The organism is Streptomyces sp. NPDC008313, from assembly GCF_042956125.1.
In the GTDB taxonomy this organism is placed as follows: Bacteria; Actinomycetota; Actinomycetes; order Streptomycetales; family Streptomycetaceae; genus Streptomyces.
This window is the reverse complement of record NZ_JBIBFR010000007.1, coordinates 64,878-87,620: the sequence shown is the minus strand read 5'-3', so window position 1 is coordinate 87,620 and position 22,743 is coordinate 64,878. Positions and strand designations below refer to the sequence as shown.

16 protein-coding genes and 1 tRNA gene are annotated in these 22,743 nt (G+C 71.4%); 10 read left to right on the top strand and 7 right to left on the bottom strand.

Annotation, left to right across the window (positions count from 1 at the left end; all coding sequences use genetic code 11):
• Positions 1–47 precede the first annotated feature (47 nt).
• Together ACFY93_RS11630 and ACFY93_RS11625 are read right to left on the bottom strand one after the other, a co-directional pair.
• Positions 48–119: transfer RNA gene (locus tag ACFY93_RS11630), tRNA-Gln, on the bottom strand.
• 8 nt (positions 120–127) lie between these two features.
• Entirely contained in the window at positions 128–1,009 is an 882-nt protein-coding gene (locus tag ACFY93_RS11625; protein ID WP_391356418.1) for a hypothetical protein, read from the bottom strand.
• A 166-nt stretch (positions 1,010–1,175) separates the two neighbouring features.
• Between ACFY93_RS11625 and ACFY93_RS11620 the strand changes: the two genes are divergently transcribed.
• A complete protein-coding gene (locus ACFY93_RS11620; RefSeq protein ID WP_391356416.1) occupies positions 1,176–2,483 on the top strand; it encodes a histidine kinase in 1,308 nt (435 codons plus the stop codon).
• A 40-nt stretch (positions 2,484–2,523) separates the two neighbouring features.
• Here the strand turns inward: ACFY93_RS11620 and ACFY93_RS11615 are convergent, their stop codons facing one another.
• Together ACFY93_RS11615 and ACFY93_RS11610 are read right to left on the bottom strand one after the other, a co-directional pair.
• Positions 2,524–3,015: an SUKH-3 domain-containing protein gene (locus ACFY93_RS11615; RefSeq protein WP_391356414.1), complete on the bottom strand. Its 492-nt coding sequence runs from the start codon at positions 3,013–3,015 to the stop codon at positions 2,524–2,526.
• A 104-nt stretch (positions 3,016–3,119) separates the two neighbouring features.
• Entirely contained in the window at positions 3,120–3,626 is a 507-nt protein-coding gene (locus tag ACFY93_RS11610; RefSeq protein ID WP_391356411.1) for a YwqJ-related putative deaminase, read from the bottom strand.
• 258 nt (positions 3,627–3,884) lie between these two features.
• Between ACFY93_RS11610 and ACFY93_RS11605 the strand changes: the two genes are divergently transcribed.
• The 9 genes from ACFY93_RS11605 (at position 3,885) to ACFY93_RS11565 (ending at position 18,930) form a co-directional block, all read left to right on the top strand.
• Positions 3,885–4,871 carry an HNH endonuclease gene (locus ACFY93_RS11605; RefSeq protein WP_391356409.1) on the top strand — a complete coding sequence of 329 codons (987 nt, stop codon included), beginning with the start codon at positions 3,885–3,887 and terminating at the stop codon, positions 4,869–4,871.
• 7 nt (positions 4,872–4,878) lie between these two features.
• The gene (locus tag ACFY93_RS11600; protein WP_391356406.1) at positions 4,879–7,548 is read left to right on the top strand and encodes an SUKH-4 family immunity protein; all 2,670 of its coding nucleotides are present in this window, start codon (positions 4,879–4,881) and stop codon (positions 7,546–7,548) included.
• 249 nt (positions 7,549–7,797) lie between these two features.
• Positions 7,798–8,682: a cellulose-binding protein gene (locus ACFY93_RS11595; RefSeq protein ID WP_391356403.1), complete on the top strand. Its 885-nt coding sequence runs from the start codon at positions 7,798–7,800 to the stop codon at positions 8,680–8,682.
• A 499-nt stretch (positions 8,683–9,181) separates the two neighbouring features.
• On the top strand, positions 9,182–9,970 hold the full coding sequence (locus ACFY93_RS11590) for an ATP-binding cassette domain-containing protein (protein ID WP_391356400.1): 789 nt from the start codon (positions 9,182–9,184) through the stop codon (positions 9,968–9,970).
• On the top strand, positions 9,967–12,534 hold the full coding sequence (locus ACFY93_RS11585) for an FtsX-like permease family protein (RefSeq protein ID WP_391356397.1): 2,568 nt from the start codon (positions 9,967–9,969) through the stop codon (positions 12,532–12,534). Before ACFY93_RS11590 ends, ACFY93_RS11585 begins: the two co-directional genes overlap by 4 nt.
• A 430-nt stretch (positions 12,535–12,964) precedes the next feature.
• Entirely contained in the window at positions 12,965–16,498 is a 3,534-nt protein-coding gene (gene mfd, locus ACFY93_RS11580; protein WP_391356395.1) for a transcription-repair coupling factor, read from the top strand.
• 130 nt (positions 16,499–16,628) lie between these two features.
• A complete protein-coding gene (locus tag ACFY93_RS11575; RefSeq protein WP_391356393.1) occupies positions 16,629–16,952 on the top strand; it encodes a hypothetical protein in 324 nt (107 codons plus the stop codon).
• 10 nt (positions 16,953–16,962) lie between these two features.
• The gene (locus ACFY93_RS11570; protein WP_391356390.1) at positions 16,963–17,733 is read left to right on the top strand and encodes a DUF1524 domain-containing protein; all 771 of its coding nucleotides are present in this window, start codon (positions 16,963–16,965) and stop codon (positions 17,731–17,733) included.
• 66 nt (positions 17,734–17,799) lie between these two features.
• On the top strand, positions 17,800–18,930 hold the full coding sequence (locus tag ACFY93_RS11565) for a DUF6183 family protein (RefSeq protein WP_391356388.1): 1,131 nt from the start codon (positions 17,800–17,802) through the stop codon (positions 18,928–18,930).
• A gap of 114 nt (positions 18,931–19,044) precedes the next feature.
• Here ACFY93_RS11565 and ACFY93_RS11560 read toward each other — a convergent pair whose 3' ends face one another.
• The 3 genes from ACFY93_RS11560 to ACFY93_RS11550 form a co-directional block, all read right to left on the bottom strand.
• Positions 19,045–19,644, bottom strand: coding sequence for a DUF6262 family protein (locus ACFY93_RS11560; RefSeq protein WP_391356385.1), 600 nt, complete (start codon positions 19,642–19,644; stop codon positions 19,045–19,047).
• Complete coding sequence (locus tag ACFY93_RS11555; RefSeq protein WP_391356383.1) at positions 19,641–21,284, bottom strand: hypothetical protein; 1,644 nt, start codon at positions 21,282–21,284, stop codon at positions 19,641–19,643. The genes ACFY93_RS11560 and ACFY93_RS11555 overlap by 4 nt, the downstream gene beginning before the upstream one ends.
• A 326-nt stretch (positions 21,285–21,610) precedes the next feature.
• Positions 21,611–22,732, bottom strand: a complete 1,122-nt coding sequence (locus tag ACFY93_RS11550) for a tyrosine-type recombinase/integrase (protein ID WP_391356381.1) — start codon at positions 22,730–22,732, stop codon at positions 21,611–21,613.
• Between the last annotated feature and the right edge of the window lie 11 nt (positions 22,733–22,743).

Below are 22,743 nucleotides of genomic sequence, written 5' to 3'. Positions count from 1 at the left end.
ACATGAACACGGGCCCCGACGGAGATGTCGGGGCCCGTGCTTGACAGCTCCGCCGGCTGGATTCGAACCAGCGTCTCAAGGCTCCAAAGGCCTGCGGGATGCCACTACCCCACGGCGGATCGCTGCCTCAAACCTTACCGGAGGAGGAGGGGGGCATGATCCTGTCCACGGAGTGCACCATCCCTGACCACCAGCCCTCGATGCGACGATAGAGCTCGGCTCCTTGGGAGACGCGAATCACGAGGCAGCCGCGATAACCCTCCCCCACGTTCTTCCGGATCGTCTTGGGGTTGTGCTTCTTGATCGTCGTCTTTTGGAATGTGCTGGCGTCGACTCCGATCACGTCAGCCCAGTAGCGCTTCGCGTCCTCTATGTCGGCGGTCATATGGATCATGACCCTGTACTGCAGACGCTCGGGGCTTACGCCGAGCAGGTTCAGCCACGCCAGGTACATCCGAATGACGCCAGTGTCACTGTTGACGAACATGACGTTCTCGCGACGGGCGTAGGTTTTGTCTTTCGCGCCTTCTGCCCAGTACAGGGCAACCCCTGCCATGAACAGATCTCGCTCGGTCATGACGCCGATCTCATGTGAGGCGGCTGCCTTCGTTCGCTGCCGTTCCTCGTCGCGCACCGCCAGTTCGTGTTCCCAGCGCATCCGGCTCGCGAGCTTCGCCTGCTCCGATGGAGCCCTGCGTTCCGGCTTCGGCAGATCCCGTACCCACAGGGAGATCGAGCTCTTCGAACAGCCCAGTTCGAGCTGGATCCGGTCGTAGGTCCAGCCCTGGAGGCGCAGCTCGCGTGCTCGCTCGCGGAGGTCGTCCTTCGCGGTAGGGCGTTTCGTCCAGTCCGGGGGCGGTTCGCCTTCCAGGAGGCGGTTGAGGATGTCGTTGTTGTAGACGTGCAGCCGGTCGCGGATCTGGCGGCGGCTGAGTCCGGCCCGTCGTAGGGCGATCGCCTGCTCGCGCAGGCCCTCGAAATCGGCGTACTTGCCGTGTGCGTGTGTCACAGGCATAGCGTCGTCCGGAATGCGGACGTCCGGTGTCGAACAGTGTGCGGTTCAGCAGTTCGAGGGATACCGGTGGGTTTCGCTTCTGTTCGATTGCGGGGCGTGATGAGTCTCTGGAGCCGAAACTCACCGGAAACGGGGCGGGGGGCGACCTTAGGCTGGTTGCATGACCACGACGGGGGAAGAGTGCACCGCGGCCATGACCGGGCCGTGGTGGTGGGCGAGGTGGCGCAGTGCGGCGCTCGACGCGGCGCTCGCGGTGGTGTCCGCGCTGGAGTGCGCGGCGGAGGGGTGGCCGTTCGCGCGGGACGCGGGGCTGCCGGTCTCCGCGGGGGTGGCGTTCGGGCTGGTGTCCGGGGCGGTGCTGGTGCTGCGGCGGAAGTGGCCGATCGCCGTGGTGCTGGTGTCGATCGCGATCACGCCGGCGCAGATGGGCTTCCTGATGGGGGTCGTCGGCCTCTACACGCTGGCGGCGTCCGAGTTGCCCCGGCGGATCACCGGCGCGCTGGCCGGGATGTCGTTCGTCGGGATGCTGATCGTGACGTTCGTGCGCGCGCGTCAGGACGTGATGCAGGGCGATGTGTCGCTGGGTGACTGGTTCGTCCCGTTCCTCTCCCTCACGACCGCTCTCGGGATGACGGCTCCGCCGGTGCTGCTGGGCTTGTACGTGGGCGCGCGGCGGCGGTTGATGGAGAGTCTGCGGGAGCGGGCGGACTCGCTGGAGCGGGAGTTGCAGCTGCTCGCGGAGCGCGCCGAGGAGCGGGCGGAGTGGGCGCGCAACGAGGAGCGGACGCGGATCGCGCGGGAGATGCACGACGTGGTGGCGCATCGGGTGAGCCTGATGGTGGTGCACGCGGCGGCGCTCCAGGCGGTGGCGCGCAAGGACCCGGAGAAGGTGGTGCGCAACGCGGCGCTGGTCGGGGACATGGGACGGCAGGCGCTGACCGAGCTGCGGGAGATGCTCGGAGTGCTGCGGTCGGGGGAGGGGCTGGACGCGCGGGCCGGGGCGTCGGTGCCGCTGGCCGCGGTGGGCGTGGCGCGGGCCGCGGCGGCGTCCCGGTTGGTGGAGGACGTGGAGGGGCCGTCCCTCGCGGAGCTGGAGGAGCTGGTGGGGCAGTCGGCGGCGGCCGGGATGGTCGTCGCCCTGTCGGTCGAGGGTGAGGCGCGGCCGTACGCGCCGGAGGTGGAGCAGACGGCGTACCGGGTGGTGCAGGAGGCGTTGACGAACGTCCACAAGCACGCGGCGGGTGCGAAGACGTATGTGCGGCTCGCGCACCGGCTGGCGGAGATCGCGATGCAGGTGGAGAACGAGGCGCCGCCGGAGCCGGGGACGGCGGGGTCGGTGCGGCTGCCCAGCGGGGGGAACGGGCTGGTGGGGATGAAGGAGCGGGTGAGCGGGCTCGGAGGTGTCTTCGTGTCGGGGCCCACGGACTCCGGGGGGTTCCGGGTGTCGGCGGTGATCCCGGCGTCGTAGCCGTGGCGGGCGTGCCGTGGGTCGGCACGCCCGCCGTGCCCTAGACGGTGAGGCGGGCCGGTTCCGTGCCCGTGATCAGGGTGTTCAGGGCGTGGTCGAGGGTCGCGCCCAGGTACCAGTCGCCGGTGTGGTCGAGGGCGTAGACGCGGCCCTCGGTGTCGATGGCGAGCAGGGCGTTGCTGTCGCTCTCCTCGCCGAGCGGGCAGACCTCGGTGGCCAGGGCGCGGCCGAGGTCGCCGAGGGTGCGGGCCAGGTGGAGACCGTGCATCGGGTCGAGGTCGAGCGTCGCGGGGGCGAGTTGTCTGCCGGGCCCGGAGGGGGTGATGTGCAGGCCGCCGAACTCCGCCCACGCCTCGACCGCGGCCGGGAAGACGGCGTGCCGGTGCCCCGCGGGGGACACGTGGTCGCGCAGCGCGTCGGCCCAGTACTCGGCCTGCTTTATGTCCCAGCGTCCCGGCTGCCATCCCGCGGTGCGCAGGGCGGCGTCCACGGGGACGGGGAAGCGGGTGGTGGAGGTGCGGTCGGCGTGCATCTGCCCTTCGTTCGTCGAGGATCGGGACATCGGCGTCGTGGGGCGCCGTCGTGCGGGTTATGCGGATCGTGCGGGTCGTGGGGGGAGGGGGCGCGGGGCGGGCGTCAGTCGGCGGCTGTCGCCGGGTTGACGACGCGTACGCCGAAGTGGGCGCTGAGGGCGATGCAGGAGCGGCAGGGCGGGGCGAAGCCGCCGTGCAGCGGGTCGCCGTCCTCGCGGATGCGGCGGGCGGTGAGTTTGGCGTGCTTGAGGGACTTGCGGGCCTCGCCGTTGGTCATCGGTTTGCGGGCGGCGCGCTTGCTGCGGGTGGCGTCGACGGCGGCGATGTGCCGGGAGATGAGGATCGTCTCGGCGCAGCGGCCGGTGAAGCGGTCGCGCTGCCCGCTGGTGAGGGTGTCGAGGAAGTCCTGGACGAGCGGGTGCAGGGCGGGGGCCTGGTCGCCGCGTGCGGCGGTGCCGGTGAGGGTGGCGCTGCCGCGCACGGAGAGGGCGGCGGCGACGGTGGGGAGTATTCCGTCGCGGCGGTGCAGGAGGGCGGGGGCGTGGAGCGTCTCGGTGCTGCTCCAGCCGACCCGTGGGTCTCCGGACGTGCCTGTTTGCGCGGCGTTCATGATCGTTCTTCCCTCCCAGTGCATCCCCCGGTGCGGAGACAGACTGCCAAATCCGGTGCCCGGTGCGGTAGCTGGGGCCGTGCGACACGCCCGGTCTTCGTCGGACCGTCACGGGCGGGTGACGCCAGGTCACGGAAGTGGCGGTGAGGGGTGAGGTGTGTCTCGCGCGAGGAAACGGAGGGCCGGTGACCGGTGTCCTCGTACCGCATAGGCTGTCGGCGTCCGCGATCCATCAGAACGCCGCAGGGGGCAACCGCCATGACGACAGGTCGGCTCGGGCAGCAAGCCGCGCCGCCGAACGCGGCCTATGCCGGGCAAGTCGTGAGTTTCCCGGACCCGGTCCGGGCCGCCCGGCATCCGAGAGGTGTGCGGGTCGACGAGCGCGGCCATCCGGACTTCTCGGCGTACGCGCGCGCGGCGGCGGAGATCGCCGAGCCCCCGGAGGGTTTCGGTGTCGACGAGCTGCGGCTGACGGACTACGTCTCCGCGAACGCGGCGATGGCGGCGTCGGGGCACGACCTGTGGGACACCATCCCCCCGGTGGCCACTCCGCACGGCTGGACCTGGCACCACGTGCCGGGCGGCCGGCGGCTCGAACTGGTGCCGGTCGAGGTGAAGGCGCTGCTGCGGCACCACGGCGGGCTGGCGACGGCCGCGGTGGACCAGGACAAGCGGGGCACGCGTCCGCTGCAGGAGACCCGGCCGGCGCACTTCGGTCTGCCGAAGTCGTCGGTGGCGGTGACCGAGCAGCAGGTGCTGGGTGTGGAGGAGGACCTGGGCTACCGGCTGCCGGGCGCCTACCGTTCCTTCCTGAAGGCGGCCGGCGGCTGCGCCCCGGTGGGCGCCGCGCTCGACGCGGAACTGGGGCTGCTGGTCGACCAGCCGTTCTTCACGGTGCGGGACGAGGCGGCGGTCAACGACCTCGTCTACGTCAACAAGTGCCTGCGCGACCACCTCACCAAGGACTACCTGGGCGTCGGTTTCGTGCAGGGCGGTCTGCTGGCCGTGAAGGTGAAGGGCGAGCGGGTCGGTTCCGTCTGGTTCTGTGCCTACGACGACGCCCGTGACCAGGACGCCTGGCCGCCCCCGGAGCGGGTGCAGCGGCTGCTGCTGCCCTGCGGTGACGACTTCGACCAGTTCCTGTCCCGGCTCGCGGGCAATCCGCCGGAGCTGGAGACCGTGGCGAACCTGATGGTGGACGGCGGCTTCGCGCGCGCCGTTCCCGTCTCTTCCGTGGGGGAGTGAGCGTCCGATGGTGACCTTCGCGCAGGCGCAGGAGCGCGCGGAAGAGTGGATCAACGGCGAGGTGGCCTCGTACCAGCACCGTGAGGTGCGGGTGCGGGAGTTCGACCTCGGGTTCGTCGTGTGGGCGGAGGACCGCGCCGACGGTCCGCGCTCGGACGGGGGCGCGCAGCGGCTCGTCATCGCCCGCGACAGCGGGGAGGCGACGCTGTGGCCGGGGCTGCCGGTGGGTGAGGTCATCCGCCGGTACGAGGAGGAGTACGGGGTGCGGGACGCGGTGCCGGAGCCGGTGGCGCCCCCGGCCCGGGTGGACCTGAACCAGACGTCGTTCCTGCTGAGTCCTCCGGAGTGGCTTCAGGAGGCGGCGGACAAGCTGGGCATCCCGGACCGGCGTCAGAGGTCGACGGACGGACGTGGTGGGCGTCCGGCGTCGGAGGTGACGGGCGCGGAGTCTTCAGCGGCTTCCTCGGCTCCGGCTCCGGCCCCCTCGGCCCCGGTTCCGGCGCAGGCCGCGCCCGCGGCTCCGGGTGCGCCCGGTGGTGCCGCGGCGTGGCCCCCCGCCGGTGGTGACGCCGCCGACGGGGAGCCGCAGGCGGTCCCGCAGGACACGGGAGGCGCGGGCGTGCCCGCGTCGGCGACCCCGTGGGCGGGGACCGACACCAACGGGGACGCGGGCGAGGACCGTTCCGTACCGCTGCCCGCGACCGTCTTCGCGCCGCCGCTGGCGGGCCTCGACGACGCGGCGACCCCGCCTCCGGGTGCGACCGCCGACGCGAAGACCGCCCTGATGTCCGGCGGCAGCGGGCTTCCGCGGACGACGGTCGCTCCGGCGGTCGACGGTCCCGGACAGGCGCCGCAGGCCGGGCCGTCCGCGCCCGCGCCGGGTGCACCCCCGGCCGCGCAGGGCACTCCGCCGCCGGGCGCGCCGGACGCGTACGGGTATCCGCAGGGCCCCGGCGCCCCCGCCACGCCGACGCGGCCCCTGCCGCCGAACGCCGGTGACATCGCGGACGCCGCGACGAGCAAGGCGGCGCCTCCGCGCGCCCGGGCCGGGGCGGGTGCTCCGCCTCCGCCGAGCGCGCCGGGCACGCCCGGTGTCCGGCCGGGCAGCACACCTCCGCCGTCCGGTCCCGGCACGCCGGGGACACCGGCGGGCGGCTACGTACCGACGCAGCTCGTCTCGCAGCTCGGCCCCGAGGGCGCCGCGGGCACCCCGGGCCCGCCCCCCGCGGCCCCGCAGCCGCCGACGGGCACGCCCCCCGGTGGTGTGCATCACGCCGAGACGATGCTGGCGGGCCCGTCGCTCGGCGGTCCGGGCGCTCCGCAGCCTCCGGGCGTGCCCGGTGCTCCGGGTCAGCCGGGTGCTCCGGGTGCCCCGCAGCCTCCGACCGGTACACCGCCGGGCGGTGTGCATCACGCGGCGACGATGCTGGCGGGCCCGTCGGTCGGCGGCCCCGGCGCGCCCCAGGCCCCGGGGACTCCGGGCGGCCCCGGCGCCCCGGCCCCCGGCGGTGTGCACCACGCCGAGACCATGCTGGCCGGGCCCCCGGTCGGCGGCCCCGGTGTGCCCCCGCCGCCGCAGGGCCCCGGTGTCCCCCTGGGCGCGCCGATGCCGCCCGTGCCCGGTCAGCCGATGCCGGGTCAACCTGTGCCCGGTCAGCCGATGCCTGGACAGCAGCCCGCGTACGGCTACCCGCCGAGCGCCGCGCCGACCGTCGGCCCCGGTTACCAGGCCGTGCTGCGCTACCGCGCGCAGGACGGTTCCGAGCAGCAGCTGATCCGGCGTTCGGCGCCGGGTACGCCGCACCCGGAGTGGCAGATCCTGCACGAGCTGCGGGCGATGAACGTGCCCCCGCAGCAAGTGCTGGAACTGCACACGGAGTTGGAGTCCTGCGAGCTGCCGGGGGCCTACTGCGCGCGGATGATCCGGGAGACGTGGCCGCAGGCGCGGATCACCAGCATCGCCCCGTACGGCACGGATCACGCGAGCCGTCAGCAGGGGATGCGTCAACTCCTCGCGCATCAGGGCGAATTGCACCAGGTGGCGGACGGTCCCGCGCGGCTCGCGCCGGTCCGGGCGCCGATTCCCCCGGTTCAGCCGGTGCCGCCCCTCCCGCCGGAGGGCGTCGCGCAGGAGCTGGCGGGCGCGTTCGGTCCGGGCGTGTTCCGGTTCGAGCAGGCGGCGGTGTCCCGGCAGGGTGTGCCGCCGGTGGTGGCGCACACCCTGGTCGTGGCCGGCCTCCCGGTGGACGTGGGCCCGTTCTTCTGGGCGCAGGCCCAGCCGGGCCGCCCCGTGCCGACGCTCGCCGAGCTGGCCCAGGAGCGGGGTGTGCAGCCGGCCGCGGACGCCGGCTCGTACCTGGTGATGGGCAGTGACTTCGGCAAGGCGATCTGCGTCCAGTACGGCACGGCGAACATCGTCGCGGTGCCGGTGGAGGCCGGTCCCGGCGGCGGGGCCGTACCGCCGCAGTTCGTGAACACGGGCCTGCTCGAGTTCGTGCGCTGCCTGGCCCTGCTGGGTCGGATGTGGCGGCTGCGGTTCGGGCTGAACCAGGAGCAGGCGGGCCGGTGGACCGTCGACTTCCAGGCGCAGCTGGCCTCTTTGGATCCGGCGGCGCTCGGTTCGCCGGAGAGCTGGTGGTCGGTCCTGCTGGAGGAGATGTGGGACGGCCTGCTCTGACGCCGTGCCAGGTCCGGCCGCGCGGCGGCGGATGAGCGCGCGCCGGCGGACGCGGTGAGGACGTGAGGGGCCGGGGCCCGGTCGGAAGACCGGGCCCCGGCCCCTTTTCCGTTTTCTCTCCCTCCCTTCGCCCGAGTGCCGGTTTCTGACCGGACCAGTGGAGGGAGTGTCGCGTTATGAACACTTACGTGTGATCCATCAAGATATGCGCGTCATGTTCCTTTCGTGTTCGGCGGAGAGGGTCCCGCGATGAGCAGCGCATCGGTGTCGCCGCACGGCTTCGTGCCCGTACGGCGTGGCTACTGTCCCGAGCAGGTCGACGCGTACGCCGAGGCGCTCTCGCAGGAGCGCGACGACGCCTGGGAACGGGCCGCCCGGCTGACCGTGCTGGCCAAGGAGATGGAGGCGGACACCGAGCGGCTGCGGGAGAGCGTGAGCGGGCTGGTCCCGCAGACGTACGAGGTGCTCGGGGAGGGGGCCCGGCGGCTCTTCGCGCTCTGCGAGGAGGAGGCCGCGGCGGTCCGCGACCGGGCGCGCGAGGAGGCCGCCCGGACGGTCGGGGACGCCGAGGAGGCGGGCCGGCTGCTGTGCGAGGCGGCGCGGGCGTACGCCGACGGGGTCCGCGGCGAGGCGGAGGAGTACGCCCGGCGGCGGCTGCTCGCGGCCCGGACCGAGGCCGACGAACTGCGGATCTCCGCGCGCAGGATGGTCAAGGAGACCCGCGGTGAGGTGCTGGCCGCGCTGCGCGAGGCCCGGAGCGGCGCCGGGACGCTCGCCGCCGAGCTGGAGAAGGAGTACGCGGAGCGGGTGGCCGGGGTCGAGCGCGCCGTGGCCGAGCGGGAGGCCGAGCTGGAGGCGGTCCGTGCCGAGCCGCTGGCCCGCGCCGAGGCGGAACTGGCCGAGGCGGAGCGGGCGCTGGGGCGGGCGGAGGAGCGGGCCCGGCACGGACTGGAGGACGCGGAGGCGCGCGCCGCCGAACTGCTCGCCGAGGCCCGCGTGCAGGAGGAGCGGATCGCCCGGGAGACGGAGCGGGTGCTGCGCGGGCACGCCGAGGAGGGGGCCGAGGCCCGCGCCCACATGGATCACGTGCGCAACAGCCTCACGACCCTGACGGGCCGCGCCCCCGCCGAGTAGCGAGGGTGGTGTCCGGCGCCATCGTCAACCGGCGGCCGGAGTCCTCGGGTTGAGGCCCGCGGACTCCGGCCGTCGTGCGTGCCGCCGCGCCCACGTGGGGCTTTCGCCGGACCGCGTGGTCGGTATGCGAGCAGGCGTGGGCCCCCGGGTGGACCCGGCCCCGAGAAGCGGTCCACCGAGAGGTGGAGAACCCCTAGGGGAAGGTCACCACAAAGGCCCGGGGAGGGTTCGTCCCGGCGGAGGACGAGGAAGACCCCCTCCGTTCCTTAACCTGGCTTTACGCCGCGGGGGAGCGGCCGGGGCCCGGGAGGGCTCCTGCGGGCCGTACCTCGGGGGGTGGGGTTTTCCCCAGCAGAAGACTGCGCTGAGCACCAGCGCGCCGACACCCCCGCGCCGACCAGACTGACCGACGTAGACGCACCGCACGCACGAAGCACCGCACGAGCACCGCACGGGTGACCGGGCGCGTTCATCCGCTGACCGACATAGGAGACGTACCGTGACATCGGCTGTGACCATTCCCAGGCACGGGGGCACTGGAGGGCGTACGGCCGTTGCCGCGCGGGCGCGGCAGGTCGTGAAGGCGTACGGGTCGGGGGAGACCCGCGTCGTCGCGCTCGACCACGTCGACGTGGACATCGCCCGCGGCCAGTTCACCGCGATCATGGGCCCGTCCGGGTCCGGCAAGTCCACCCTGATGCACTGCCTCGCCGGCCTCGACACCGTCAGCTCCGGGCAGATATTCCTGGACGACACCGAGATCACCGGCCTCAAGGACAAGAAGCTCACCCAGCTGCGCCGGGACCGGATCGGCTTCATCTTCCAGGCGTTCAACCTGCTGCCCACCCTGAACGCCCTGGAGAACATCACGCTCCCCATGGACATCGCCGGCCGCAAGCCCGACAAGGAGTGGCTGCAGCGGGTGGTGGAGACGGTCGGTCTGGCCGAGCGCCTCAAGCACCGGCCGAACCAGCTCTCCGGCGGCCAGCAGCAGCGCGTCGCCGTGGCCCGCGCCCTCGCCGCCCAGCCGGAGATCATCTTCGGTGACGAGCCCACCGGAAACCTCGACTCCCGCGCCGGCGCCGAGGTGCTGGGCTTCCTGCGCCGCTCGGTCGACGAACTCGGCCAGACCATCGTCATGGTCACCCACGACCCCGTGGCCGCCTCGTACGCGGACCGGGTGCTGTACCTCGCCGACGGCCGGATCGTCGACGAGATGCTGCGCCCGACCGCCGAGGCCGTCCTGGACCGCATGAAGGACTTCGACGCCCGGGGGCGCACGTCATGACCGTGCTCAAGACGTCGATGCGCAACTTCTTCGCGCACAAGGGACGCATGGCCCTCTCGGCCGTGGCGGTCCTGCTGTCGGTGGCGTTCGTGTGCGGCACGCTGGTGTTCACGGACACGATGAACACGACGTTCGACAAGCTCTTCGCGGCGACGGCCGCCGACGTGACGGTCTCCCCGAAGGACGCCGACACCGGCGACACCCCGCAGAACGGCAAGCCCGAGTCGATGCCCGCCTCCTTGGTGGAGAAGGCCGCGCGGGCCGAGGGCGCCAAGTCGGCCGAGGGCGTCGTCGTCTCGATGAACGTCACGGTCGTCAACAGCGACAACAAGAACATGGGCTCCAGCAACGGCGCTCCCACGATCGCGGGCAACTGGACGAAGAACGACCTGCGTTCGATGGAGATCACCGAGGGGCACGCCCCCCGCGGTCCCACCGAGACGATGGTCGACTCCGACACCGCCGACAAGCACCACCTGAAGATCGGCGACGAACTGCGCACCATCGCCGTCACCGGTGACTTCAAGGCGAAGATCGTCGGTATCGCCGCCTTCAAGGTGACCAACCCCGGTGCCTCCGTCGTCTACTTCGACACCGCCACCGCGCAGCGCGAACTGCTCGGCGCGACCGGCCGGTTCACCCACGTCAACGTGGTCGCGGACACGGGCGTCAGCGACGCGCTGCTCAAGCGGAACGTGACCTCCGCGCTGGACGGCGGCACCTACAAGGTGCAGACGCAGAAGGAGAACGCGGACGAGAACCGCTCCGACGTCGGCGCGTTCATGGACGTCATCAAGTACGCCATGCTCGGCTTCGCGGGGATCGCCTTCCTGGTCGGCATCTTCCTCATCATCAACACGTTCTCGATGCTCGTCGCCCAGCGGACCCGCGAGATCGGGCTGATGCGGGCCATCGGCTCCTCCCGCAAGCAGGTCAACCGCTCCGTCCTCGTCGAGGCGACCCTCCTCGGGATCTTCGGATCGGTCCTCGGCGTCGGCGCCGGTGTCGGCCTCGCGGTCGGCCTGATGAAGCTCATGTCGTCGATGGGCATGGAACTGTCCACGGACGACCTGACCGTCAAGACCTCGACCCCCGTGGTCGGCCTCGTCCTCGGCGTGGTCGTCACCGTCCTGGCCGCCTACCTCCCGGCCCGCCGGGCCGGCAAGGTCTCCCCGATGGCCGCCCTGCGCGACGCGGGCACCCCGGCCGACGGCAGGGCGGGCCTCGTCCGCGGCGTCATCGGCCTGGTCCTCACGGCCGCCGGTGCCTTCGCCCTGTACGCCGCGGCCACCGCGGACACCGCGAAGAAGGGCTCCCTGCCGCTGGGCGCCGGTGTCGTCCTGACCCTCATCGGGCTCGTCGTCATCGGCCCGCTGCTGGCCGGCGGCGTGGTCCGCGTCATCAGCGCCGTCCTGCTGCGCGCCTTCGGGCCGGTCGGCCGGCTCGCCGAACGCAACGCGCTGCGCAACCCGCGCCGCACCGGCGCCACCGGCGCCGCGCTCATGATCGGCCTCGCCCTGGTCGCCTGCCTGTCGGTGGTCGGCTCCTCGATGGTCGCCTCGGCGAGCGACGAACTCGACAAGACCGTCGGCGCGGACTTCATCGTCCAGGGCAACCAGCGGATCGTGCCGCAGGCCGAGAAGGCCATGCAGTCCACCCCGGGCCTGGAGCACGTCACCCGCTACAAGACGCTCGACGCCACCCTGACCTCGCCCGACGGCAAGAAGGACACCGACGGAGTGACGGCGGCCGACCCCACCTACGCGGAGGACCTGCACCGCGAGACCACGGCCGGCGACCTGTCCGCCGCGTACGGCGAGAACGCGATGTCGGTCGGCAGCGACTACGCGGCCGACCACCACGTCAAGGTCGGCGACACCCTCACCGTCGCCTTCAAGGGTGGTGAGAGCGCGAAGCTCGAGGTCACCGCGATCACCGACGACGACACGTCCATCGACAAGGGCGCCCGGTACATCAGCCTGGCGACCATGGAGAAGTACCTGCCCGCCAAGAACGTCCCGCCGAACGAGATCATGTTCGCCACGGCCAAGGACGGTCAGGAGACGCAGGCGTACGCGGCCCTGAAGAAGGCCATGGAGCCCTACCCGCAGTACCAGGTCCGCGACCAGACCGACTTCAAGCAGGAGCTGAAGGACCAGATCGGCCAGCTCCTGAACATGGTCTACGGCCTCCTGGCCCTCGCGATCATCGTCGCCGTCCTCGGTGTCGTGAACACGCTCGCCCTGTCGGTCGTGGAGCGCACCCGGGAGATCGGCCTGATGCGGGCGATCGGCCTCTCCCGCCGCCAGCTGCGCCGCATGATCCGCATGGAGTCCGTCGTCATCGCCCTCTTCGGCGCCCTGCTGGGCCTCGGCCTCGGCATGGCCTGGGGTGCCACCGCCCAGAAGCTTCTCGCCCTGGAGGGCCTGAAGGTGCTGGACATCCCCTGGCCGACGATCATCGGCGTCTTCGTCGGATCGGCCTTCGTGGGCCTGTTCGCCGCCCTGGTCCCGGCGTTCCGGGCGGGCCGGATGAACGTGCTCAACGCGATCGCGACCGAGTAGCGGCCGAGAAGCCACCGCCCGCGGGGGAGGGCGGAACGGGGGGAGGGCCGGGCCCGGTGGAGACATCCACCGGGCCCGGCCCTCGTGCATACCCCCCCGCGACCGTCCGGCGCGGCGCGGTCGTCCCTTGCGCCCGCCGTCGAGCAGCCTCCGCCCCGTCGCCTCCGTGCCCATCGTCGCGCACGCCTCCGCCCCGTCGCCTCCGTGCCCGGCCGTCGAGCACGCCTCCGCCGTCGCCTCCGCGCCCGCCTGGCGCGCCGCCGCCGAGCACGCCGCGCGTGGTGTCGGTGAGGCGTCGTACGCTGGAGGACCCCGGCCCGTGCGACGTGTCGGGCGGTTCGCGTTGCCCGCGCCCGCGTGCGGCGCGCCCCGTGTGCCACACCCCGTTCCACACGCCCGTTCCTCACAGCCCCCGGGATGGATGCCCTTCATGAGCCTGCACGGTCTGCTGGACGCCGTTGTACGAGACCCCGCGCTCGCCGAAGCGGTGACGGCGGCGGGTGACGGCAACCGGATGCACGTCGACCTGGTCGGCCCGCCCGCCGCCCGCCCTTTCGCCGTGGCCGCCCTGGCCCGCGAGAGCCGCCGCACCGTCCTCGCCGTCACCGCCACCGGCCGCGAGGCCGAGGACCTGGCCGCCGCCCTGCGCTCCCTGCTGCCCCCCGACCGCGTCGTGGAGTACCCGTCCTGGGAGACCCTCCCGCACGAGCGGCTCTCCCCGCGCAGCGACACCGTCGGCCGCCGCCTCGCCGTCCTGCGCCGGCTCGCCCACCCCCGCCCGGACGACCCCGAGACCGGCCCCGTCTCCGTCGTCGTCGCCCCCGTGCGCTCCGTGCTGCAGCCCCAGGTCAAGGGCCTGGGCGACCTGGAGCCCGTGGCGCTGCGCAGCGGCGGGAGCGCCGACCTCGGCGAGGTGGTGGAGGCTCTCGCGGCCGCCGCGTACGCGCGCGTGGAGCTCGTCGAGAAGCGCGGCGAGTTCGCCGTCCGCGGCGGCATCCTCGACGTGTTCCCGCCCACCGAGGAACACCCGCTGCGCGTGGAGTTCTGGGGCGACGACGTCGAGGAGATCCGCTACTTCAAGGTGGCCGACCAGCGGTCCCTCGAGGTCGCCGAGCACGGGCTGTGGGCGCCGCCCTGCCGGGAGCTGCTGCTCACCGACGACGTACGGCAGCGGGCCGCCGCGCTCGCCGAGCGCCACCCGGAGCTGGGCGAACTCCTCGGAAAGATCGCCGAGGGCATCGCCGTCGAGGGCATGGAGTCCCTGGCCCCCGTCCTCGTCGACGACATGGAGCTGCTGCTCGACGTGCTGCCCCAGGGCAGCATGGCCATGGTGTGCGACCCGGAGCGGGTGCGGACGCGGGCCGCCGACCTGGTGGCGACCTCGCAGGAGTTCCTGCAGGCCTCCTGGGCCGCCACGGCCGGCGGCGGCGAGGCCCCCATCGACGTCGGCGCGGCCTCCCTGCGCTCCATCGCGGACGTCCGGGAGCGGGCCCGTGAGCTGGGCATGATGTGGTGGTCGGTGTCGCCGTTCGCGGCGGACGAGGCCGACGAGGACGGCGACACGCTCAAGCTGGGCATGCACGCCCCAGAGACCTACCGCGGCGACACCGCCCGCGCGCTCGCCGACACCAAGGGCTGGCTCGCCGACGGCTGGCGCGCGGTCTACGTGACCGAGGGGCACGGACCGGCCTCCCGCACCGTCGAGGTGCTCGGCGGCGAGGGCATCGCGGCCCGCCTCGACCAGGACCTGACCGAACTGACCCCGTCGGTCGTCCAGGTGACCTGCGGCTCGATCGAGCACGGCTTCGTCGACGCCCGGCTGCGGCTGGCCGTCCTCACCGAGACCGACCTCTCGGGCCAGCGCTCGGTGTCCAAGGACGGCGCGCGGATGCCGGCCCGCCGGCGCAAGACGATCGACCCGCTGACCCTCGAGGCCGGCGACTACATCGTCCACGAGCAGCACGGCGTCGGCCGCTACATCGAGATGGTGCAGCGCACCGTCCAGGGCGCGACCCGCGAGTACCTCGTCGTCGAGTACGCGCCCGCCAAGCGCGGCCAGCCCGGCGACCGCCTCTACATCCCCACCGACCAGCTGGAGCAGATCACCAAGTACGTCGGCGGCGAGGCGCCCACGCTGCACCGGCTCGGCGGCGCCGACTGGACCAAGACCAAGGCCCGCGCGAAGAAGGCGGTCAAGGAGATCGCCGCCGACCTCATCAAGCTCTACAGCGCGCGGATGGCGGCCCCCGGGCACGCCTTCGGCGCGGACACGCCGTGGCAGCGCGAGCTGGAGGACGCCTTCCCGTACGCGGAGACGCCCGACCAGCTCACCACCATCGCCGAGGTCAAGGAGGACATGGAGAAGACCGTCCCGATGGACCGCCTGATCTGCGGCGACGTCGGCTACGGCAAGACGGAGATCGCGGTGCGCGCCGCCTTCAAGGCGGTCCAGGACGGCAAGCAGGTCGCCGTCCTCGTCCCCACCACCCTGCTCGTGCAGCAGCACTTCGGCACGTTCGGCGAGCGCTACTCGCAGTTCCCCGTCAACGTCCGGGCGCTGTCCCGCTTCCAGAGCGAGACCGAGTCGAAGGCCGTGCTGGAGGGCCTGAGGGACGGCTCGGTGGACGTCGTCATCGGCACCCACCGGCTGTTCGCGTCCGAGACGAAATTCAAGGACCTCGGCCTCGTCATCGTCGACGAGGAGCAGCGCTTCGGCGTCGAGCACAAGGAGCAGCTGAAGAAGCTCCGCGCCAACGTGGACGTCCTCACCATGTCGGCGACCCCGATCCCCCGGACCCTGGAGATGGCGGTCACCGGCATCCGCGAGATGTCCACGATCACCACCCCGCCGGAGGAGCGCCACCCCGTCCTGACGTTCGTCGGCCCGTACGAGGAGAAGCAGATCGGTGCCGCCGTGCGCCGCGAACTGCTGCGCGAGGGCCAGGTCTTCTACATCCACAACCGCGTCGAGTCCATCGACCGGGCCGCCGCCCGGCTGCGCGAGATCGTCCCCGAGGCGCGCATCGCGACCGCCCACGGCCAGATGTCCGAGCAGGCCCTGGAGCAGGTCGTCGTCGACTTCTGGGAGAAGAGGTTCGACGTCCTCGTCTCCACGACGATCGTCGAGTCCGGCATCGACATCTCCAACGCCAACACCCTGATCGTGGAGCGCGGCGACAACTTCGGCCTCTCCCAGCTCCACCAGCTCCGCGGCCGGGTGGGCCGCGGCCGGGAGCGCGGCTACGCCTACTTCCTCTATCCGCCGGAGAAGCCGCTGACGGAGACCGCGCACGAGCGCCTCGCGACCATCGCCCAGCACACCGAGATGGGCGCGGGCATGTACGTGGCGATGAAGGACCTGGAGATCCGCGGCGCCGGAAACCTGCTGGGCGGCGAGCAGTCGGGCCACATCGCGGGCGTCGGCTTCGACCTGTACGTGCGCATGGTCGGCGAGGCCGTCGCCGACTACCGGGCCTCGCTGGAGGGCGGCGCCGAGGAGGAGCCGCCGCTGGAGGTCAAGATCGAGCTGCCGGTCGACGCGCACGTCCCGCACGACTACGCGCCCGGCGAGCGGCTGCGCCTGCAGGCCTACCGGGCGATCGCCTCCGCGAACACGGAGGAGGACGTGAAGGCCGTACGCGAGGAACTCACCGACCGCTACGGCAAGCTGCCCGAGCCGGTGGAGAACCTGCTGCTGGTGGCCGGGCTGCGGATGCTGGCGCGGGCGTGCGGCGTCGGCGAGATCGTCCTCCAGGGCAACAACATCCGCTTCGCGCCGGTCGAGCTGCGCGAGTCCCAGGAGCTGCGCCTGACCCGTCTCTACCCGGGCACGGTCGTCAAGGCGACCGCGCGCCAGCTGCTCGTACCCCGTCCGAAGACGGCGAAGGTCGGCGGGAAGCCGCTGGTCGGGCGCGAACTGCTGGGCTGGACGGGGGAGTTCCTGGCTTCGGTGCTGGGCTCCTGAGTGACGCGCCGGGCGTGCGCCGGAGTCCCCCTTCGGGGGCCGTACGTCCGTGAGCCGCGGGCCGTTACCGTGGTGACCGGCGGCAACCCGTCCGCGCAGGGCGGGCGGGGGCCGAAGGGGAGGGGCGCTCGTGGTGCGTGCGAGGAGTGGGGTCGCGGCCGTCGCCGTGGTGCTGATGGCCGTCGCCGGATGTTCGCCGACGGACTCGGACACCGGCGGGGCGAAGGGTTCCGGGGGCCGTGAGGAGCCGGCGGCGGGCGGTGCGGCGCTCGCCGCGGTGGACGCCCTGACCGTCAAGGGCCGGGCGCCGAAGACGGGTTACGACCGGGACAGGTTCGGCACCGCCTGGGCCGACACCGACTCGAACTCCTGCGACACCCGCGTTATCTTCATGGTCCGCGCTGTGGTGGGCCTCTTCTCGCAGCGTATGCAGGGCGTGGTCGGCTGTGCGTAGCGAGAGGCACATGAGTCACAAGCTTCGGCGGACTCAAGGGAAGACAGCGGTACTCGCGGTTGTCATTGCCGCCGTGTGTGTCGCAGGTTGCGATGACCTGGAGCCAGGCGGAACCTCTGCGGGAGCCGGGCCGGACAAAGCTCCTGGCCGAGCGGCGAGCCCGCTGGTCAATCCCGACGGAACGAAGCCGGGGCTCGCCGCGCTCACATCGGAGGCTGACGAGACCAAGGCGCGCACGACCATCGAAGAGCTCACCACCAAGGGGCGCGGGCCAAAGACGGGCTACGAACGGAACAGGTTCGGCTATGCGTGGATGGACACGGCGGACGGGGTGCCGCTGGCGAGGAACGGTTGTGACACGCGGAACGACTTGCTGAAACTCCATGGGCAGGACGTCGAGTTCCGTAGGGGTTCCGACTGCGTGGTCGTGTCGATGAACCTGTACGACCCGTACACCGGCAAGGACATCGCCTGGAAGAAGGCCAAGGCCACCGAGGTGCAGATAGACCACGTAGTGCCGTTGTCGTATGCCTGGCAGATGGGTGCCTCGCGTTGGAGCAAGGAGAAGAGGCAGCAGCTGGCCAACGACGTGCTGAATCTTCTGCCGGTCTCGGGCGCCACGAACTCCGCCAAACGCGATTCGGGTCCGGCGTCCTGGTTGCCGCCGAACAAGTCGATCCGGTGCTCGTACGCGGTCCGCTTCGCACAGGTTGCGGAAAAGTACGAGCTCCCGGTGACGGCCCCGGACAAGGGAATGATGCTTAAGCAGTGCGGGGGCTGAGAGGGCTGTGGTGACCTGGGGAAATGCGGTCGCTTTGACGCTACGCGACACATAGGCTCCATTGCCGTGGCTGACCGCATACAGAAGATCGTGACGAAGCTGCCGGGCCTGAAGAGCGTCACCGACGTGTGGAAGACGGCTGACCGCAGTCTCGGGCGGGGAGACGCTGCTTTCGTCGCGGATCTCGCTATCGCGCTCGCCGGGGCTTACGCCTCTGACGCGGGGCGGATATGGCAGTACAGGAGCGTCTTCGACTACCTGCTCCGGCTGCTGGCCACCACGCCCGGCCCCGGCAACGTCGCCCAAGCACTGCGGCTGGTTTCTTCCACGGAGGCCGCTGACAGGAAGCTGGACCGCTATACCGCCTCCTTGCTGGCCTCCAGCCAACCGACCGAGGAGCTCGCGGTGGCGTTCACTGGACACGCCACTGAGGAACTTCGAGCGTGCCTGGTCCATGAGCTGGTGCTCAGAGGCGTCGACGTCACGGAGTCACAGGGGATCGCCGGGTGGGCGACGTCGCGGCACTGGAGGCATCATCCTCTGGGTTGGCTGCCGTTGACGCTGTTGGAGCTGGAAGGCCGACCGGACCTGCCGAGCTACAGCGCGCGCGGTGGCAGCCACTCGATGCCGTACAGCCCGCCGGCGAACCGTGAGGTGCCGCGTGATGACCGGGCGCCCGTGCCGCCGGTCGAGGAGACGACGACCGAAACCATTGCCAAGGCCACCGGTGTTGCTGTGGCGAACTGGGCAGAGGAGTCGAACGGCCAGATCGAAGCACGAGTCTTCGATCTGGCAGCTCCTCTGGAAGCCGAGTCGGTTCCGAGGACGCTGTTGGCACTCGGGCTGAAGTGCCTGAAAGGCGCGGGGACGAAGAAGGCCGCCCTATCGGTCGCGGCCTGCCCGCCGGAGCACCCATGGCGGGTTCTCTTCGCCGCCGCGTCCACGGGCGGTGCATACAACTCCGGCGCCCGCGGTGCCTACGGTCGACTGGCCGCCTGGCAGTCCGTAGCCTGTCTCTCCGGTACGGCGCAGGGCTGCCTTGCGGAAGGGGTCGAGGCGAGTGCACGGGCATGCGCTTGGTATGCCTTCGGCGCTGACACCAAGTGGTTCGAGCGTGTGGCCTGGGACATCGGCCTGGTCGCGGTCTCTCCAGAACGCCGACGGCTGGCGATGCTGGCCGCGACGGACACCGACTGAGCGCGGTCCTGACCGGTGCGTGAGTCAATTCCTGACCACTTCGCCGACATCCTCGCGGCTGTCCGGAAGACGGTATGAAAGCGGGACAGCCGCGAGTGGGCGGCATCGCGAGGGCTACGGAGACGGAACAGCCCGCATGGCACGGCGGAGACTGGCTCGTGCGGCGGTGAGGTCGTCCTCCGCCTCACGCAGTTGACCCTCCAGGGCAGCGATCTGATCCCTGGCCTCTGACAACGCATGCTCCAGCGCGGTATTCCGCTGCTCGATCTGCTGTACCCGCTCGACCAGCTCGTGCTGGTTCACGCCCTCCAATTCGGCGCCCAGAGACAGCCTGACCCGGTTACGGAGCCGATCGCGCTCCTGCTTGAGGTCCTTGATCTCTTCGCGGGCCAGTGCGAGATCCGTCCGCAACCCGGCCGGAGACACCTGGGACGCTTCCGGAGTGTGGGAGTTCTGGCGCCCTCGTACTCGCTGGGCGGTAATGCCGTCCTGAACGGCCTGGTGCACCTGAGGCTGGTTGTAGACGAACCACGTGGACACCGTGGCTTCCCGTGCCACTTGGGTGACGGTGATCCGTCGTCCCGAACGGAGAAGGCCGTCCAGAGCGTCGAGTGCACGCCTGGTCTTGTCTTCGCTGTCCTTGGCACGGCTGACGCGCAGGCGCTCGACCCGGGCGTTCCGGTCGTTGCCGCCGGACACAGCAGGGGTTTTCATTCGGAGCTCCGTGTCGTCAGCGCCTGCAGAGGGACGAAGGCCGCTGCCGAACGTGCCTTGCGCAGCTCGCGTGATGCGGATTCGACGGCGGCCCGCTCCTCGGCGGGCAGGGCGTCGAGCTTCCGCCGCATCTCGTCGGCCGACTTCGAGTAGGCGCGGATCTGGTCGTCGAGATTGCGCACGACCCAGTCGGCTGCCTCCATCGCGAGGGCGGCTTCCTTGTCGGCGCGCAGGTCCGCGACCTGCTGTTCCAGAGCGGGGAGGTAGGAGGGATCGGGGCGGTAGAAGTCGCATCCGGCGCACTGGAAGCGGATGCGACAGTGCCCGCCGCCGGCCTTGACGTTGCTCGGTTCGGTGCAGCCGCCGTAGGGAACCCCGACGCTCTCCACCTCGTAGGCGAGCGGGGCGCCGTCCTCGTCCAGCCGGTCGTCCACAAGGTCTGGGATCAGTTCGTCGACCCAGTTCCGGAAAATCCGGTTGCAGAAGTGTGAAGTGTTCAGATGCCCGCGGCGCGGACGGTTGCGCTGTCCCGGCGAGGGAAACAGCCACTGGGCGCAGGCGGGTACGGCCGGTAGCGCATCGAGCTCCTCCTGCCAGTTTTCGATCAGCTGGGCGCTGCTCTCCGAGATCGGCAGCCGACGGCCGTGGCGTCGCCGTTTGTGGTTGTCGTAGATCAGCGTCGGTTTGCTGTCGACCCGCTCCAGGCAGTCGCGGCGCAGGCTGGTGACCTCGCCCGGACGCCTGCCGGTGTCCCGGAGGACCGCGTAGACCACCTGGTACATCCGCGCGAAGTCGGCGGCCGCCCAGCCGCCGCTCGCGTACCCCGTCGAGGTGCCCAGCAGATCGAGGTGCGCGTCGAGCTGGGCGATGACGTGCTCGGGGAACGCACGGCCGAGATCGTCCTCGGTCACTTCCACGGCGGCGATGCTGTGGAAGCGGGGGTTGAGCGCGAACCCGCCGGGCACGTGATCCATCATTCCGGCCTGACGGGCGTAGTAGTCCAGGAACGTGCGCCAGTGGCGGAGCAGGGCTCTGCGGTGGCTGGTGGAGTAGTCGTGACCGTCCTCGGGACGTTTGGTGATCCGGAACAGGTCCACTACGGCATTCATGTCGGCCATGGCGAGGAGCCCCGGCACATCCCCGTGAGGGCGGCCTGCCAGCGCGGAGGACGCGATGGTCGCCGCGTAGACGGTCTGCCGTAGGTCCATGACGTTGGGGCGTGCCGTGCGGCCGTACTCCTTGACCAGCTCCCGCAGCCAACGCTGCCGTACCGGACGGAAGTCGATGTCGCCGTGGACAGCGGTGTACTTGCGACCGCGCCCTGCCGTCAGCCCGATCAGAACGCACTCCCATACGTCGCCCGAGGTCGGATCGGTGCCCTCGAACTCGACGCGTGCGCGTCGGACGTGCTGGAGAACACCGTTCAGGACGCCGGAGGCCGCAGCTGGAAGCCTGGAGGAGAAGGAAGCGTCCAGGTCGAGGAGCGAGCCGAGTCCGGCGGGGAGGCCGGCCACGATGCGGCGTACCCGCTGGGGGACGAGGCTGATTCCGGCGTCGTCGCGCTGCTGTAGCCCGTACAAGAGCTCCTGGCGGACCGCGGGGCTCACACCCGCGAGCGAGAACTGGGAGACGCCGGGCATCGCCCCGTTCGCGGAGGCGTTGGGCCTGCGGCGAGACGAATCCGGGGTGTGCGTGGTGTCGAAGTCCGCAGGGTTTCCCAGGAGGTATCGGGCTTTCCGGCAGGCGTCGCAGCGGGAGCCGTTGCTTGCCACATGGGTGGTGCAGGATGCCACGGAGCAGACGAACACGTTGGTCGTCGGGTTACCAGGATCGGCAGTGAACAGTGCCTGAACGGGGTCCCACTCATCTGCCCGCCAGCCCGACGGGAGGCGCGCCGCGAGCCATGACGGCCACTCCGGTTCGACGGAGAGGGAGGAAACGACAGCCGAGCGGAGAGGTGCAATGGTCATCGCAGCAGCTCCGAAGCGAGGCTGTCGACGGCCGCGCGGAGATCCTCGTCCTGGGCGTGCACGTACACGGCTGTGCTCGCCGACGAGGCATGGCCCAGGAGTGTCTGCACGACGTCCGGAGCGACCCCGTTGCGGATCCAGCGGGTGGCGGCAGTGTGCCGCATCATGTGCGGCCGGGCGGTCAGACCGCAGCGCCTCCCGATCCGTTCGACCACTTGCTTGGCGTTGGAGTACGACAGGGGGCGTCCCACGTGGATGCCGACGAGGTTGACGAAGACGTAGTCACAGTCGGCGGAGCCGGCCGCCTGTTCACGCTCGGCGAGGTGATCGCGATACCGATGCACCACCTCTGGCGTCAGCGGAACCATGCGAGGGCGCCCGGCTTTGGCCCGTGCCCCGTTGACGTTGTCCTGTCGTGGCCTGACGTGCAGGTGTGCGCCACCGGTCCGGCAGCCGAGGTGAGTGGAGTCGGGGAGCAGATGCATGTCTTCGCGCCGCAGTCCCAGGGCTTCGCCGATGCGGAGGCCGGCTTCCAGGAGGACGGTCAGCAGCAGCCGGTCACGCGCGGTGCGAGCGGCGTTGAGGATCTGATCCGTCTGGGCTCGGGTGAGCGTCTGCGGTGCCCTCTCGATCTCCGGCGCCTTCAGGACGCGGGCTTTGACCATCAGGTGTTGGCCGCCCTCGCCGGGGTCGAAGCCGGCCGGGGCGTGGGCGAGGAAGCGGGGCTCGCTGAGACGCGCGGCGACTTCGTGAGTCACGTGTCCCTGGACGGCGCAGAAGCGGAGGAACTCGCAGACCGCAGTGAGCGTGGCGTTGACCGTCTTGCCGGTCGGAGGCCGCCCGCACCGGGTCGACGTCCGCTCGACGTGGAACTTGAACAGGCTCATGTCCCCGAGTCGGACGGTCTTCCAGTCGGTGCCCCGCTCCGTGCACCAGTTGAGGAAGCGACCGATTCTGGGGATGTACGCGCGCTGTGTCTGCGGTGACCGCCCGGCTCCGCGTAGGTGCAGGGAGAACTCGCGAGCCTCGGGGTGAGGCGCGTAAGTCTCCTCGTCGACCAGGAGCCAGGTGGTCTCGCCGGTGGTAGGCGACACGGCCTTCTCTGCACGTAACGTCACGGGATCCGCTT

Excerpts from the sequence above, each read along its gene's own strand:
- ACFY93_RS11620 (WP_391356416.1), top strand. The coding sequence starts at position 1,176 with ATGACCACGACGGGGGAAGAGTGCACCGCGGCCATGACCGGGCCGTGG.
- ACFY93_RS11615 (WP_391356414.1), bottom strand. The coding sequence starts at position 3,015 with ATGCACGCCGACCGCACCTCCACCACCCGCTTCCCCGTCCCCGTGGAC.
- ACFY93_RS11610 (WP_391356411.1), bottom strand. The coding sequence starts at position 3,626 with ATGAACGCCGCGCAAACAGGCACGTCCGGAGACCCACGGGTCGGCTGG.
- ACFY93_RS11605 (WP_391356409.1), top strand. The coding sequence starts at position 3,885 with ATGACGACAGGTCGGCTCGGGCAGCAAGCCGCGCCGCCGAACGCGGCC.
- ACFY93_RS11600 (WP_391356406.1), top strand. The coding sequence starts at position 4,879 with ATGGTGACCTTCGCGCAGGCGCAGGAGCGCGCGGAAGAGTGGATCAAC.
- ACFY93_RS11595 (WP_391356403.1), top strand. The coding sequence starts at position 7,798 with ATGAGCAGCGCATCGGTGTCGCCGCACGGCTTCGTGCCCGTACGGCGT.
- ACFY93_RS11585 (WP_391356397.1), top strand. The coding sequence starts at position 9,967 with ATGACCGTGCTCAAGACGTCGATGCGCAACTTCTTCGCGCACAAGGGA.
- mfd (WP_391356395.1), top strand. The coding sequence starts at position 12,965 with ATGAGCCTGCACGGTCTGCTGGACGCCGTTGTACGAGACCCCGCGCTC.
- ACFY93_RS11570 (WP_391356390.1), top strand. The coding sequence starts at position 16,963 with ATGAGTCACAAGCTTCGGCGGACTCAAGGGAAGACAGCGGTACTCGCG.
- ACFY93_RS11560 (WP_391356385.1), bottom strand. The coding sequence starts at position 19,644 with ATGAAAACCCCTGCTGTGTCCGGCGGCAACGACCGGAACGCCCGGGTC.
- ACFY93_RS11555 (WP_391356383.1), bottom strand. The coding sequence starts at position 21,284 with ATGCCCGGCGTCTCCCAGTTCTCGCTCGCGGGTGTGAGCCCCGCGGTC.